Consider the following 14441-nt stretch of genomic DNA (forward strand, 5'->3'; position numbering starts at 1 on the left):
CCATGTCCGCGATCGTTTGCTCCCATGTCGACAAGGCCTATGGCGCCACCACGGTGATCCGCGATCTCAACCTCTCGATCGAGGAACACGAATTCGTCGTCTTCCTCGGCCCGTCCGGCTGCGGCAAGTCGACCTTGCTGCGCATGCTGGCCGGGCTGGAGGATATCAGCGGCGGCGAGGTCTCGATCGGAGGCAAGGTGGTCAACGACCTCGACCCGGGCGATCGCGGCATCGCCATGGTGTTCCAGAACTACGCGCTCTATCCGCACATGACGATCTTCGACAACATCGCCTTCGGTTTGCGGCGGCAGAAGGTGCCTGCGCCCGAGATCGACAAGCGGGTCCGGGCGGTGGCGGCGACGCTGGGGCTCGACCCCTATCTCGGCCGCAAGCCGGCCGAGCTTTCCGGCGGCCAGCAGCAGCGCGTGGCGATCGCACGCGCCATGATCAAGACGCCGAAGGTTTTCCTGTTCGACGAACCGCTGTCCAATCTGGACGCCAAATTGCGCAACCATATGCGCGTCGAGATCGCGCGGCTGCACCAGTCGCTGAAGACCACCACCGTCTATGTCACACACGACCAGTTGGAGGCGATGACGCTCGCCGACCGTATCGTGCTGCTCAAGGACGGCGTCATCGAGCAGATCGGCTCGCCGGCGGAAATCTACGGGCGGCCGGCCAATATTTTCGTGGCCGGCTTCATCGGCACGCCGAACATGAATTTCATCGAGGTGACGGTCGCCCGAAGCGGGAACGGCTGGACGTTGACCGGCGCCGGAACGGCGCTGTCGATAGACGGGGCGGGCTTTCATCTGCAGCCGGGCGGTCGCGCCGTGCTGGGCATCCGGCCTCCGGACCTGAAGACAGCCCGTGATGGCGACGCCGGCATATTGCAAGGCACCGCCGATCTCATCGAATTCCACGGAAATGATGCGCTGGTGACATTCGGCTCCGGCGGCAAGGAGATCAGCGCCCTGGTTCCGGCCCGCGAATGCCCGGTGCTGCATGCCCCTGTGCGATATATGTTCGAGGAGGCAAACATCCACCTGTTCGACGCCACATCGGGCGCATCCCTGCGCCAGCAATAGCGCGAAAGTCTAACGGATCGCGTCGAGCACCTGCCGCTGCCGATGCATTTCCAGGAAAATCCGGTAGTCGCGATCGAAGCGGGCGCCGGCGGCCGGATTGGCGGCGCGTGTCTTGCCGCCCTGCTGCATGGCAAGACAAGCGGCGTTGAGATCGGGGAAAAGCCCGGCGGCGGTTGCCGCCACCATGCCGGTGCCGAGCAGCACCGCCTCATCGGCCAGCGGCTCGACCACCGTGCAGCCGGTGGCATCGGCATAGAGCTCCATCAAGAGCGGGTTCTTGGTGTGGCCGCCGGTGACATGCAGCGTGTCGATCAGATAGCCGTTCTCGTTAAGCGCCTCCAGCACGTGGCGCACGCCAAGCGCGATGCCGACGGCGGTGCGCCAGTAGAGCTTGCACAGGCTGTCGAAGGACGAATCCAGCGTCAGACCGCTGACCACGCCGACCGCGTGCGGATCGGCGAGCGGCGAGCGGTTGCCATGGAAATCCGGCAGCACGTGCAGCCTCGCGGCAAGGCTCTCGCCCTCTGCGGCGCGCAGTTCGGCGACGCGCGCGGCGATCCTGAAATGCATGGCGGCGTTCGGCTCTCCGCCGGCGCCATGCCAGCGGATGATGTGGTCGAGCAGCGCCCCGGTCGCCGACTGGCCACCCTCCGACAGCCACAGCTGCGGCAGCGCGGCGCCGTAATAGGGACCCCAGACCCCGGCGAAAGGCTGCGGATCCGGCGACATTGCCATGACGCAGCTTGATGTGCCGGCGATCAGCGCCAGATGGCGGCCGATATTCTCTTCGTCGCCAGCGAAGCCGCCGAGCACGCCAAGCGCTCCGGCATAGGCATCGATGACGCCGGCGCCGACGCGGCAGTTTTCGGTCAGGCCGAGTTCCGCCGCCGCCTGCGCCGTCAACGGGCCGATATCGGCGCCAACCGGGCTTGCCCTTTCGGGTAGACTGCCATGGTCAAAAAGGTCGTCAAGGCCGACGAGATCGAAGAAGTCTCGCTGCCATGCGATTTCCTGGTGCGCCAGATAGGTCCATTTGGCGGTCAGCGTGCATTGCGAGCGCGCCAGCGAGCCGGTCGCCTGCCAAGTCAGGAAATCGGCAAGGTCGAATAGAGTGCCGGCCTGCGCCCACGTTCCCGGCAGGTTACGCTTCAGCCACATCAGCTTCGGCGTCGCCATCTCGGGCGACATGACGCCGCCGATATAATTCAGCACCTCGTGGCCGCTCGCCGTGCATTCGTCGGCCTCGGCGATGGCGCGATGGTCGAGCCAGACGATGGTGTCCCACCGCCTGTCGCCGGTGGTCGAGACGCTGAGCTGGCCGCCTTGGCTGTCGCGCACGACCAGCGAACAGGTCGCATCGAAGGAGATGCCGGCAATATCTCCGGCGGCGACGCCGGCCTTTTCCCGAGCGGCGCGCACTGCGGCGCAGACGGCGGACCAGATATCGCGTGAATCATGCTCGGCATGATCGGGCTTTGGCTGGTTCATGGCGATCGGCCGCTCGGCGCGGCCAAGCAAGGTGCCACTGGTATCGAGAATGCCCGCGCGAGCGCTCCCGGTGCCGACATCGACCGCGCAGACAAACTGTTTCGTCAAGATGCTTTAACTCTCGCTCCCAGGCCTGCAATCAGATCGGGCAATTGCAGCATGTCAGCGAATATAAAGTCCGGTTCGGTCGACGCAAGCCGCGCTTTCAGTGCCGGGTTGCCGGCGTGGGCGCCACCGGTGAAGGCAAAGACGCGCATACCGGCCGCGCGCGCGGCCGCGACGCCGGCCGGACTGTCCTCGATGACCAGGCAATGGCGCGGATGCGCCCGCATACTGGCGGCGGCGTGGAGGAAAAGATCGGGCGCCGGCTTTCCCTTGGCCACCATGGCGGCGCTGAACAGATGCGGCTCCATCAGCGTGAGCAGGCCGGTGACGTCGAGCGCGTAGCGAATCCGTTCCAGCGTGCCGGAAGAGGCGACGCAGAACGGCAGGCCGAGCTTCGGCAGCATTTCCTTGACGCCGACGATCGGCTTCAACTCCTCGCGGAACTTGTGCATGAGGTCGACGCGCATGGCGGTGAGATGCTGGTCACTGATCTCCAGGCCGAAGTCGCGGCCGAGGATCTCGCGCACGCTCTTCATGCTCTTGCCGAGGAAATGCTCGTAGGCGGCGTCCTCGCTGAGACTGCCGCCGGCAAGTTCGATCATGCCGAGCAGCGCCGAGACGGAAAGCGCCTCGCTGTCGACCAGCACGCCGTCGCAGTCGAAGATGACCAGTTCAGGCGCCACGATGTCGACTGGCTCTCAGAGCTTGCCGGCGAGGTAGCGCGTCAGCGTGCTGCGCGTGCCATTGGCCCACAACACGCTGAGCGCATGGCTGAAGGCCTCGACGAAGGCGGTGGCGCGGCCGACATCGCCATAGATGTCGTCCATGGCAAGCCAGGCCGCGGGCGCGTCCTTTGCCGCCTTTGCCGTTGCTTGCAGCCGGTCCCAGCTCGGATCGTTGGGTTCGATGACGGCGCCGCTGTCCGTCGTGCCGAAGCAGTAGCGGCACCATAGCGCCGATTCCAGCGCCAGACCGGCAACCCCTTTGCCCGCCTTCAGCCGGTCGGCGATGGTCGGGATGATGAATTTCGGCTGGCGGTTGGAACCGTCGAGGCAGAGCCGGCGCACGGTGTCGCCGATCTTGGGATTGGAGAAGCGCTTCTCGATGAGCTGGTAGTAATCCTCGAGCACCGTGTCCGGCACCGGCGGCACGGTCGGGATGATCTCGTCATGCTCGAGTTTGTCGAGGAAACCGCGCACCAGCGGCTCCTGCATCGCCTCATGGACGAAGTGGATGTCCATCAGCCCGGCCGGATGGGCGATGGTGGCATGGCCGCCATTGAGGATGCGGATCTTCATCAGCTCGTAAGGGGCGACGTCTTTGACGAACTGCACGCCGACCTTTTCCAGCGGCGGCCGGCCGTCGGTGAAATGGTCTTCCAGCACCCATTGCCGGAACGGCTCGCAGAACACCGGCCAATTGTCCTCGAGGCCGAAATCGTCGGCGAGGATCTTGCGCTCGCGATCGCTGGTTGCCGGCGTGATGCGGTCGACCATGGCGTTTGGAAAGGCCACCTTCTCGCTGACCCAGTTCGCCAGATCCTCGTCGATCAGGCGGGCAAGGCCGATCACGCCATCCGACGTGACATGGCCGTTATGGGGGATGTTGTCGCAGGACATGACGGTGAATGGCACGATGCCGTCCTGGCGGCGGCGCACCAGCCCGGCCAGGATGATGCCGAACACAGTCTTTGGTGTCGCGCCTTGCTGAGCATCGGCGACGATGTCGGGATGGGTCGGGTTGAACACGCCGGAGGCCGGATCGATGAAGTAGCCGCCTTCGGTGATGGTCAGCGAAACGATCCTGATCGCCGGGTCGGCCAGCCGCTCGATGATGGCGGCGGCATCGCCCGGTGTCAGGAAATCGATCATCGCGCCAGTGACGCGGGCGCTCATATGGCCTTCATCCTGCTCGACCACCGATGTCAGCCAGTCCTGCTCTTCGAGCTTGCCGCGACCGATCTTCTCGCCATCGAACACGCCGGCGCCGACCAGCGCCCAATCATGGCCGATGCCCTGACCGAACAGGTCGTCGAGATAGACGGCCTGATGCGAGCGGTGGAAATTGCCGACGCCGAAATGCACGATGCCGGCTTTCAGCGCCGACCGGTCATAGTTCGGACCCGCGACCTTGGACGGCAGCCTGGCGAGGTTCGAGGAAGAGAGTTTCACGGTCATCTGCTTTACCCTTTGGCCGATTTGCAGCCCGACTGTTTCGCCTCCTTGGGGAGGGCGAGGATGAGGGGCCGCACCTGATGTTCCAGCATGCGGCCCCTCACCCGCCCCGCGGCGCCTTCTCCGGAGGAAAAAAGAGAAGCGCCTTCGCCCTCAACCCATCCTTTTCAACTCATCCATTGGCCGCCATCGACATTGTAGGTCTGGGCGACGATGTATTCGGCCTCGTCGCTGGCAAGGAACACGGCCATGCCGGCGAGATCTTGCGGCTTGCCCATGCGGCCATACGGCACGCCCTCGCCAACCAGCCGCTTCTTCTCGCCTTTCGGCCGGTTCTCGTATTTGGCGAACAGGGCGTCGACCTCGTCCCACATGTCGCTGTCGACGACCCCCGGCGCGATGCCGTTGACGTTGATACGGTGCTTGATCAGGTCGAGCCCGGCCGATTGGGTGAGCGAGATGACCGCGGCCTTGGTGGCGCAATAGACCGCGACCAGCGGTTCGCCGCGACGCCCGGCCTGGCTCGCCATGTTGATGATCCTGCCGCCCTTGCCCCGCGCGATCATCGACCTGGCGGCGGCCTGCAGCGTGAACAGCGTGCCGGCGACATTGACGGAAAACAGTTTTTCGTAGCTCGCCCGGGATATCTCCACGATCGGCGCCAGATCGAACAGCGCGGCGTTGTTGATCAGGATGTCGAGGCCGCCGGTCTTGTCCTCCACCGCCTTCACCGCCGCGTCGATGGAGGCCTGGTCGGTGACGTCAAGCTTCAGCGCATAGGCGTGATCGCCGATTTCAGCCGCGGTCTTGCGCGCCGCCTCCAGGTTGATATCGGCAATCGCCACGGTGGCGCCTTCACGCACATAGGCTTCGGCGAAGGCCCTGCCGATGCCGCGTGCCGATCCGGTGATCAGCGCCGATTTGCCTTTCAGCCTCACTGTCCCATCCCTCACTGGGCCATCGCTTTTCCGTCGGGGCCGAAGCGGTGCAGCTTGGCCTTGTCGGGGGTGAGATAAATGGTGTCGCCGTGATGAACGCTGAGTTCGCCGTCAGCTCGCACCGTCAGCGGACCGACGCCATCCGCCTGGACGTGCAGGAAGGTGTCGGAGCCGAGATGCTCGGCCACGCCTACCGTGGCCTTCCATTCGCCCGCCGTGGTCGAGATCTGCATATGCTCGGGCCGGATGCCGATGGTCTTGGCGCCGTATTTGGCCGCCGGCGCGCCCTCGATCAGGTTCATCTTCGGCGACCCGATGAAGCCGGCGACGAACAGGTTCTTCGGCGTCTTGTAGAGTTCCATCGGCGAGCCGACCTGCTCGATATTGCCGGCGTTCAAGACGACGATCTTGTCGGCCATGGTCATGGCTTCGACCTGGTCGTGGGTGACGTAGATCATGGTCGTCTTCAGTTGATGGTGCAGCTCGCTGATCTCGAGCCGCATCGTGCCGCGCAGTGCGGCATCGAGGTTGGACAGCGGCTCGTCGAACAGGAAAGCGGTCGGCTGACGCACAATGGCGCGACCGATGGCGACGCGCTGGCGCTGGCCGCCGGAAAGCTGCCCGGGACGGCGTTCGAGGTAATTGGTGAGGTTCAAGACGCGCGCCGCGTCTCCCACCTTCTTGTCGATGGTGGCCTTGTCTTCGCCGGCCATCTTCAGCGGGAAGCCGATGTTCTTGGCTACCGTCATATGCGGGTAGAGAGCGTAGGACTGGAACACCATGGCGAGCTTGCGCTTGGCCGGCGCCTCGCCGGTGACGTCACGGCCGTCGATGTTGATGCTGCCGCCGCTGGTGTCCTCCAGCCCGGCGATGAGCCTGAGCAGCGTGGACTTGCCGCAGCCCGACGGGCCGACGAAGACGACGAACTCGCCATTCTCGATCACCAGGTCGAGGCCGGGGATGATGGACGTCGATCCAAAGGATTTGGAGACGTTCTTGAGCGTGATGTTTCCCATGGTTTCCTCCCCGAGGGTTCTTTTTCGCCGATTGCTTCAGGCAAACGTCTTACTTCACCGCGCCGAAGGTCAGGCCGCGCACCAGCTGCTTCTGGCTGAACCAGCCCATGATCAGGATCGGCGCGATGGCCAGCGTCGAGGCCGCCGAAAGCTTGGCCCAGAACAGGCCTTGCGGGCTGGAGAAGGAGCTGATGAAGGCGGTGAGCGGCGCGGCGTCCGTGGTCGTCAGCCGGATCGTCCAGAACGCCTCGTTCCAGGCCAGGATGATGTTCAAGAGCATGGTCGAGGCGATGCCCGGCACCGCCATGGGTGTGAGCACATAAATGATCTCGTTCCACAGCGATGCGCCGTCCATGCGCGCCGCTTCGAGGATCTCGCCGGGGATTTCGCGGAAGTAGGTGTAGAGCATCCACACCACGATCGGCAGGTTGATCAGCATCAGCATGACCATCAGGCCCATGCGCGAGTCAAGCAGGCCGGCGTCGCGGAAGATCAGGTAAATCGGGAACAGCACGGCGACCGCCGGCATCATCTTGGTGGACAGCATCCACATCAGGATGTCCTTGGTCCGCTTGGTCGGCGAGAAGGCCATCGACCATGCCGCCGGGATGGCGACCAGCAGGGCCAGGATGGTCGAGCCGACCGACAGCAGCACCGAGTTCAGGAAGAACTTGAAGTAGCCGCTCTGCGCCTGGACCTCGGAATAGCTTTCGAAGGTTCCCGACGGGATCAGGTTGAAGCCCTGGATCGCCTCCTGTTCCGACTTGAACGAGGTGATGATCGTATAGAGGATCGGGAAGAAGATCAGCAGGGCGACGATCCAGGCGGCAATTGTCGCGATTGTCTTGTGCTGGGTGGTGACTGAGCGTGCCATCTTGACCTCCCTTACTTGTCCAGGTTCTTGCCGACGGCGCGCATGGCGAAGAAGGCGACGATGTTGGCGAGAATGACGGCGATCACGCCACCGGCGGATGCCTGGCCGATTTTGAACTCCAGCAATGCCTTCTGGTAGACGAGGAAGGGCAGGTTGGTGGAGGCGTAGCCGGGGCCGCCATTGGTGGTCACCAGGATCTCGGCATAGACCGAGAGCAGGAAGATCGTTTGGATCAGGATGACCACGGTGATGGCGCGCGACATGTGCGGCAGCGTCAGGTAGATGAAGCGGCTGATGAAGCCGGCGCCGTCCATCTCGGCGGCTTCCTTCTGCTCGCCGTCGAGAGACTGCAGCGCGGTGAGCAGGATCAGTGTCGCGAAAGGCAGCCACTGCCAGGCGACGATGATGATGACCGCCGTCATCGGATGCTGCCCGAACCAGTCGATCGGCTGGGCCCCGAAGAAGCGCGCTATATCGGCGAAGACACCATATTGCGGGTGCATGATCATGTTCTTCCAGACCAGTGCGGCGACCGGCGGCATGACGAAGAACGGCGAGATGACGAGGATGCGCACGATCCCCTGACCCCACATCGGCTGGTCGATGAGCAGCGCCAGCAGGATGCCGCCGATTACCGTGATCAGAAGCACGCTGACCACCAGGACAAGCGTGTTGAGGATCGACTGCAGGAAGGCAGGGTTGGAATAGAACAACGCGTAGTTCGAGAGGCCAACGAAGCCATCGCGGACCGGGTTGAGCGGATTGTACTGCTGGAAGGAGAACCACAGCGTGAGCGCCAGCGGCACGATCATCCAGACGAACAGCAGCACCACGGAAGGCGCCATCATGAAACGGGCAAGCGAACGGGTCTGCTGAGTAGCCATGACGGTCACCCTTCAAGGATCAGACTGAATTTTCACAGGCGTTGGAAAGGCGGCCGCCCGAACTGGGTTTCGGGCGGCCGTTGCCGGTCGAGGAGGTGACCGGCATTCGGCACCGGGAGGAGCCTACTTGATGTAGCCGCCCTCGGTCATCGCCGCGGTCGCGGCGTCCTGGGCCTGCTTCAGTGCGTCGTCGACGCTCGACTGGCCGGCAAGGGCCGCCGAGAACAACTGGCCGACGGTGGTGCCGAGGCCCTGGAACTCAGGGATGGCGACGAACTGCACGCCGACATAAGGCACCGGCTTGACGGTCGGATGCGTCGGGTCGGCGGCGTTGATGGAGTCCAGCGTCATCTTGGCGAACGGCGCCGCCTTCTGGTACTCGGCATTCGCATAAAGCGAGGAGCGGGTGCCAGGAGGAACGTTGGCCCAGCCTTCCTTCGACGCGACGAGCTCAGCGTAATGCTTGCTGGTCGCCCAGGAGACGAACTTCTCGGCTGCATCGGCCTTCTGCGTACCGGCGGGAATCGCCAGCGACCACGCCCACAGCCAGTTGCCGCGCTTGCCCAGGCCGTTGTCGGGCGCCAAGGCATAGCCGACCTTGTCGGCGACGGTGGAGTTCTTCGGATCTGAGACGAAGGAAGCGGCGACGGTGGCGTCGATCCACATGCCGCACTTGCCCTGCTGGAACAGCGCCAGGTTCTCGTTGAAGCCGTTGGACGAAGCGCCTTCCGGACCGTCGGCCTTCATCAGGTCGACATAGAACTGCAGCGTCTTCTTCCATTCCGGCTGGTCGAACTGCGGCTTCCAGTTCTCGTCGAACCAGCGGGCGCCGAAGGAATTCGACATGGCGGTCAGGAACGCCATGTTCTCGCCCCAGCCGGCCTTGCCGCGCAGGCAGACGCCGTTCACGCCATTGGCGCGGTCGGTCATCTTGTCGGCGGCCTGCTTGATGAAATCCCAGGTCGGCGCGTCGGGCATCTTGAGGCCGGCCTTCTCCATCAGGTCCTTGCGGTACATGACGAAGGAGCTCTCGCCGTAGAAGGGCGCGGCGTAGAGCTTGCCGTCGACCGAGAGGCCGCCAGCGATGGCCGGGATGATGTCCTTGGCGTCGTAGTCGTCGCCGAGCTTGTCGAGCGGCAGGAGCCAGCTCTGCTTGGCCCAGATCGGAACCTCGTAGGTGCCGATGGTCATCACGTCATACTGGCCACCCTTGGTGGCGATGTCGGTGGTGACGCGCTCGCGCAGCACGTTCTCTTCGAGCGTGACCCAGTTGAGCTGGATATCGGGGTTGGCCTTGGTGAAGTCGTCGGTCAGCTTCTGCATGCGGACCATATCGCCATTGTTGACGGTGGCGATGGTGATGGATTCGGCATGTGCGGCGAACGCCAGCGCGCTGGCCGAGCACAAGCCCAGGATGAGCGTACGAAGTTTCATCAAATTCCTCCCATGGACCAAGATGAGCATTTGCCTTGGCTGTGGGCAATTACTCACTAAGTGTGAATTATGTCAAGCCGGATTCGATGCTGCAGCGCAGCAGCGGGCTTGCCGATGGACAACCGACGGATGAAAATGGAGGCGGCGAGCCGCGCGCGCCGGACATCAGGCAACGGGACAGCAAGGAGTCCAGTATTGAAGCGGGCGCGACGGACCGGTCAGCAGGCGATCTCGGCCAGCAGCCAATCGCGGAAGGCGCGGATCTTGGGCACGTTGCGGCGGGCTTCCGGATAGACCAGCCAATAGGCGTGGCCGTCGTCGCCGACCAGGTCGAATGGCTGGACCAGGCGACCGTCGGCGAGTTCGGCCTTGAACAGGGCCCGGGTCAGGATCGCCACGCCATGGCCCGATATGGCTGCGTTGGCTTCATAGGCTTGCGCGCCCATGCTGCTGCCCGGCCGCTTGGCAAGGTCATGGCTGTGCACGCCGGCGGCCTCGAACCATTGCGTCCACCAGATATCGCTGGGATCGAGGATCGGCAGCTTGAGCAGATCGGCCGGTTCGTTGATGCCGCCGATGCTTGCCGCAAGCTTCGGGCTCAGCATCGGGGTGAAATCGGCATCCAGCAGCTTATGGGCTTCCAGCCCCGGCCATTTGCCGCCGCCCGAGCGGATGGCGAGGTCGACGTCCTCGCGGGCGAAATCCGTCAGCCGGCTCGACGTCTCGAGCCGCACGGCAAGCGCGGGATGCGCGATCTGGAACGCGCCCAGATGATGCGCCAGCCAATTCGAGGCGAAGGTCAGCACCGTGGTGACACATAGCAGCCCGTCCGCGCCGCCGCGCGCGGCGGCGTAGGCCTGGCTGAGGATGGCAAAGGCCTCGCTGACCGCCGGCGCCAGGCGCTGGCCCGCTTCGGTCAGTTCGATCTGCCGCGGCCGGCGCAGGAACAACGGCGCGCCGACGCGCTCCTCCAGCACCTTGATCTGATAGCTGACCGCTGCCTGCGTCATGGCGAGTTCGCCGGCAGCCTTGGTGAAGGAAAGATGCCGGGCCACCGCCTCGAACACCCGGATCGCCTGCAATGGAGGCAGCTGCGAAACCTGCGACGTGCTGAGGTCAGGCATAAGGCGTCCTTATGGGTCGTTATCGACGTTCGATTGGCAAAGGCGGCCGGCAAGGCCGACATTCACCTCAACCCGTCATTCGGGTTTCAGGATAGCGAAGGTTGACGATCATGACCATGACGCAGCAAAAATGCCCTCCCGCCCCCGATCATCGCTGGATTTCGTGGCTTGTGGACGGTTTCGGCTGGTTCGGGACCAGGAAAAAGGCGCATCTCGATATCAGGGACCTGTCGCCGCATCTGCAGCGCGACCTCGGTTTCCTCGATGGCAACGACCCTTTCGGCCGTCACCAATAGCCTTGGCGGCTTTATCGCAAAACAGTCAGATGCCGCCCAGCAGGGCGGCGGCCGTGCGCTCGTCGGTGATGAGCCCGTTGACCAGCCGGCGGTTCACGGCGGCCAGGATGCCGGGCAGCTTGCGCTCGCCCATGGCGAGCGCGATGACCAGGGACTTCTCGCGCGACGGCAGCGCCGCCGACGACACCCGATCGTTGGTGATGCCTTCGATCATGCGGCCCTCGCGATCGAACACCCAGCCGACGATTTCTGCGACGCCACCCGCCTTCTGCAGCGCTTTCAGTTCGCTTTCGGAAATGAAGCCGTCCTCGTAGAGCGGCGCCTTCGGGCCGAGGTCGCCAATGCCGATGAAGGTGACGTCGGCTTCCGCCGCAAGCGCCAGCGTCGGCTGGATCATCGGCTGGTTGAGCAGCATTTCGCGCTCCTGCGGTGAGGAGGCGATGACCGGTAGCGGCATCGGGAAGGACCGCGCCTTGACCCTGTCGGCCATGGTGAAGATGACGTTGTAGAAGGCGGCCGAACCGTCCGGCGAGATGTTGCCGGTCAAGGACACCACCTTATGCTGCGGACATTCCATCGGCGGCAGCTGTTCGATCGCCGCTTTCAGCGTGCGCCCGGTGCCGATGCCCATGACGATTGGTGTCGGCGATCGCAGCCGCCGTTCGATCTCGGCGGCGGCGGCTTCGGCGATACCGATGGTGGTGGAGGATGAATTGGGATCGCTCGGCACCACCTCGACAAGGTCGAGCGCGAAGCGCGATTTCAGCCGCGCCGCGAGGTCCAGGCAATTGGCGATCGGATGATCGACGCGGACCTTGATCAGGCCTTCCGACACCGCCAGCGACACCAGCCGCTGCGCCGTCTGGCGTGAGATGCCGAGCGTGGCGGCGATCTGGTCCTGTGTGTTGCCGGCAACATAATATAGCCATCCGGCGCGCGCCGCGTCGTCCAGCCTGTTGCTGCCGCCATCCTGCCGGGTATTCACGTGCTGCCTCCCCGAAACCCGCCGATCAGGCGGTCCCTATCAGTTTCGCAGGGAATGACCAACTGCGCAATTGTCAATCTCAGGAGCAAATGCTTGCCCTGCACACATGGAAATTTCTCCACCAACATCTGTTCGGAGCAAGCGCGACGGGGTTCCCTTTCCGTCAGCGGCCATGTTCTATCGCCGTCAAAGGTTTATCTCCCGGCGCAAACCCTTTAAGGGATCGCAAAAAGGAGCGCTGCATGACACCGAAGGCGGTTTTCTGGGACATGGACGGCACGCTGGTCGACAGCGAACCGCTGCACGAGGCGGCCCTCATCGCGGCGATGCGCAATGTCGGCCTGACGCCGCCCGACGACCTGCATGAGCGCGTGCTGGGCGTTGCCGCCTGGCCGGTCTACGAAATGATGCGCGACGAGTTCGGGCTGCAACTGCCCTTCGACGAGTGGATCGTTCATAAGTATGAGCATTACCTGCCGCTGGTCGAAGGGCTGAAGCCGCGCCCGGGCGCGATCGAGGTCTTCAATGAATTGCGCGCGCTCGGCGTGCAGCAGGCGGTGGTCTCCAACTCGGACCGGATGATCGTCGACGCCAATCTGCGCATGGTCGGTCTCACCTATCCCGGCATGAAGACGATCAGCCGCAACGACGTGCGCGAAGGCAAGCCGCATGCCGAGCCTTTCCTGCGCGCCGCCTATCTGGCCGATGTCGATCCCGCGCACGCCGTGGCGGTCGACGACAGCTGGCCGGGCGCCATGGCGGGGCTGGCGGCGGGAATGAAGACCATCTTCTGGCCTGAAAAGCCGATGGAAGGACCGCCCGGCGCCCTCGTCATCAACAGCGCCGAGGAATTGCGCAGAGAATTGGGGTTGAGCTAAGCAGGGCGTCTGCCGCGCTGGTCGACCCCCACTCCGTCGAGCTTCGCCGAGCCACCTTGCCGGGGCGAGCCACGGGTCTCGCCCGTCCTTCGGACCCCCCGATCGACGGGGTAGAGGAAAGGCGCCAAGACTTTGCCGTTAACGCTTGTCAAGTAAGATTCCCTTCCTTTCCCTCGGGAGGGGGGAAAGGTGGCGCTGCGAAGCAGCGACGGATTGGGGGAACCACGTGGCAATCAAGCGTCGCGCCGATTAGTCACGCAAGTCACAGAAGATATGTACATAGCGTAGCGTAAACGGCGAAAGGGAAGAGTCCGGTATCAGTTCCTGTACACCGGCTCTTCTTCGTCGAGGATCGCCTTCAACTCGGCGAGGTGACGCTCGGCCTGGCCGGGATAGTCGTCCATCTCGCTCGCCGCCTTCTCGGCGATGGCATCGGAGAGCGTGCGCAGCGGTCGGCCGGTCCACAGCGCCTTGATGTAGGTCTCGGCGGCGCGCTCGAAATAGAACATGCGGTTGAAGGCGTCGGCGACGGTGTCGCCGATGACCAGCACGCCATGGTTGCCCATCACCATCACCTTGACCTTGGGGTCGGTGAGAAGCTGTGAGCAGCGCTCGCCCTCCTCCTCGAAGGCCAGTCCGCCATAATGGGCGTCGACCACGTGACGATTGAAGAACATCGCCGAATTCTGGTCGATCGGCGGCAGCGTCGAGTCGGCGAGCGAGGCCAGCACGGTGGCGTGGATCGAGTGGACGTGCATGACGCAGCGCGCGTGCGGCACATTGCGATGGATGGCGCCATGCAGGCCCCATGCCGTCGGGTCGGGCGCATTCGGCCCGGAAAGCGTTTCGGGGTCGTTGGCGTCGATTTCGATCAGGTCGCTCGCCTTGATGCGCGAGAAATGCACCTGGTTCGGGTTCATCAGGAACCTTGTGCCGTCCTCGTTGACGGCCAGCGAGAAATGGTTGGCCACCGCTTCGTGCATGTTGAGCCGCGCCGTCCAACGGAAGGCGCAGGCGAGATCGACGCGCTCTTCGTAGAAGGGCAGGTTGGTCAGCGTTTCCTTCTGCAGGCGGGCAATGCTCATCGTAAGAAATCCTCCGGTTTCGGCAAGAATGCCGCGCCGCGCTGGTGCCCGCAACCGCTTTCGCTTGGTGCA

General features: G+C 64.0%; 14 protein-coding genes. 3 read left to right on the plus strand and 11 right to left on the minus strand.

The genetic code is table 11. The features are described 5' to 3' along the window. The first annotated feature begins 2 nt into the window (after positions 1–2). Positions 3–1088 (plus strand): sn-glycerol-3-phosphate ABC transporter ATP-binding protein UgpC, encoded by a 1086-nt coding sequence (gene ugpC / locus FJ948_RS07925; RefSeq protein ID WP_140703118.1) that lies wholly within the window; start codon positions 3–5, stop codon positions 1086–1088. Between the two features lie 9 nt (positions 1089–1097). Here ugpC and FJ948_RS07930 read toward each other — a convergent pair whose 3' ends face one another. The 9 genes from FJ948_RS07930 to gcvA all read right to left on the minus strand — a co-directional run bounded on the left by FJ948_RS07930 (position 1098) and on the right by gcvA (position 11125). Next, positions 1098–2684: an FGGY-family carbohydrate kinase gene (locus FJ948_RS07930; protein WP_140703120.1), complete on the minus strand. Its 1587-nt coding sequence runs from the start codon at positions 2682–2684 to the stop codon at positions 1098–1100. Then, complete coding sequence (locus FJ948_RS07935) at positions 2681–3364, minus strand: HAD-IA family hydrolase (RefSeq protein ID WP_140703122.1); 684 nt, start codon at positions 3362–3364, stop codon at positions 2681–2683. The genes FJ948_RS07930 and FJ948_RS07935 overlap by 4 nt, the downstream gene beginning before the upstream one ends. Positions 3365–3379: 15 nt before the next feature. Beyond that, positions 3380–4858, minus strand: coding sequence for a mannitol dehydrogenase family protein (locus FJ948_RS07940; RefSeq protein ID WP_140703124.1), 1479 nt, complete (start codon positions 4856–4858; stop codon positions 3380–3382). 164 nt (positions 4859–5022) lie between these two features. Next, the gene (locus FJ948_RS07945; RefSeq protein WP_140703126.1) at positions 5023–5793 is read right to left on the minus strand and encodes an L-iditol 2-dehydrogenase; all 771 of its coding nucleotides are present in this window, start codon (positions 5791–5793) and stop codon (positions 5023–5025) included. Between the two features lie 11 nt (positions 5794–5804). After that, on the minus strand, positions 5805–6809 hold the full coding sequence (locus FJ948_RS07950) for an ABC transporter ATP-binding protein (protein ID WP_140703128.1): 1005 nt from the start codon (positions 6807–6809) through the stop codon (positions 5805–5807). Positions 6810–6858: 49 nt separating this feature from the next. Continuing rightward, positions 6859–7683, minus strand: coding sequence for a carbohydrate ABC transporter permease (locus FJ948_RS07955; RefSeq protein ID WP_140703130.1), 825 nt, complete (start codon positions 7681–7683; stop codon positions 6859–6861). Positions 7684–7694: 11 nt separating this feature from the next. After that, positions 7695–8567: a sugar ABC transporter permease gene (locus FJ948_RS07960; RefSeq protein WP_140703132.1), complete on the minus strand. Its 873-nt coding sequence runs from the start codon at positions 8565–8567 to the stop codon at positions 7695–7697. A 123-nt stretch (positions 8568–8690) separates the two neighbouring features. Continuing rightward, positions 8691–10001, minus strand: a complete 1311-nt coding sequence (locus tag FJ948_RS07965; RefSeq protein WP_127871260.1) for a sugar ABC transporter substrate-binding protein — start codon at positions 9999–10001, stop codon at positions 8691–8693. Positions 10002–10219: 218 nt separating this feature from the next. Next, positions 10220–11125, minus strand: coding sequence for a transcriptional regulator GcvA (gcvA, locus tag FJ948_RS07970; RefSeq protein ID WP_140703133.1), 906 nt, complete (start codon positions 11123–11125; stop codon positions 10220–10222). Between the two features lie 110 nt (positions 11126–11235). On the opposite strand from gcvA, the gene FJ948_RS07975 reads away from it, so the two are divergent. After that, complete coding sequence (locus FJ948_RS07975) at positions 11236–11421, plus strand: hypothetical protein (protein WP_140703925.1); 186 nt, start codon at positions 11236–11238, stop codon at positions 11419–11421. A gap of 25 nt (positions 11422–11446) precedes the next feature. Here the strand turns inward: FJ948_RS07975 and FJ948_RS07980 are convergent, their stop codons facing one another. Then, positions 11447–12406 (minus strand): sugar-binding transcriptional regulator, encoded by a 960-nt coding sequence (locus tag FJ948_RS07980; protein ID WP_140703135.1) that lies wholly within the window; start codon positions 12404–12406, stop codon positions 11447–11449. Between the two features lie 242 nt (positions 12407–12648). Here FJ948_RS07980 and FJ948_RS07985 point away from each other — a divergent pair, with 242 nt between their 5' ends. Next, a complete protein-coding gene (locus FJ948_RS07985; protein WP_140703137.1) occupies positions 12649–13284 on the plus strand; it encodes an HAD family phosphatase in 636 nt (211 codons plus the stop codon). Positions 13285–13601: 317 nt separating this feature from the next. On the opposite strand, the gene FJ948_RS07990 is transcribed toward FJ948_RS07985, so the two are convergent. Continuing rightward, positions 13602–14369 (minus strand): class II aldolase and adducin N-terminal domain-containing protein, encoded by a 768-nt coding sequence (locus FJ948_RS07990; RefSeq protein WP_140703139.1) that lies wholly within the window; start codon positions 14367–14369, stop codon positions 13602–13604. Positions 14370–14441: the final 72 nt, after the last annotated feature.

This window comes from Mesorhizobium sp. B2-3-12 (assembly GCF_006442205.1).
In the GTDB taxonomy this organism is placed as follows: domain Bacteria; phylum Pseudomonadota; class Alphaproteobacteria; order Rhizobiales; family Rhizobiaceae; genus Mesorhizobium.

Coding starts and splice junctions, on each gene's coding strand:
- FJ948_RS07990 (WP_140703139.1), bottom strand. CDS start 14,369: ATGAGCATTGCCCGCCTGCAGAAGGAAACGCTGACCAACCTGCCCTTC.
- FJ948_RS07985 (WP_140703137.1), top strand. CDS start 12,649: ATGACACCGAAGGCGGTTTTCTGGGACATGGACGGCACGCTGGTCGAC.
- FJ948_RS07975 (WP_140703925.1), top strand. CDS start 11,236: ATGACCATGACGCAGCAAAAATGCCCTCCCGCCCCCGATCATCGCTGG.
- FJ948_RS07965 (WP_127871260.1), bottom strand. CDS start 10,001: ATGAAACTTCGTACGCTCATCCTGGGCTTGTGCTCGGCCAGCGCGCTG.
- FJ948_RS07950 (WP_140703128.1), bottom strand. CDS start 6,809: ATGGGAAACATCACGCTCAAGAACGTCTCCAAATCCTTTGGATCGACG.
- FJ948_RS07955 (WP_140703130.1), bottom strand. CDS start 7,683: ATGGCACGCTCAGTCACCACCCAGCACAAGACAATCGCGACAATTGCC.
- FJ948_RS07940 (WP_140703124.1), bottom strand. CDS start 4,858: ATGACCGTGAAACTCTCTTCCTCGAACCTCGCCAGGCTGCCGTCCAAG.
- FJ948_RS07960 (WP_140703132.1), bottom strand. CDS start 8,567: ATGGCTACTCAGCAGACCCGTTCGCTTGCCCGTTTCATGATGGCGCCT.
- gcvA (WP_140703133.1), bottom strand. CDS start 11,125: ATGCCTGACCTCAGCACGTCGCAGGTTTCGCAGCTGCCTCCATTGCAG.
- ugpC (WP_140703118.1), top strand. CDS start 3: ATGTCCGCGATCGTTTGCTCCCATGTCGACAAGGCCTATGGCGCCACC.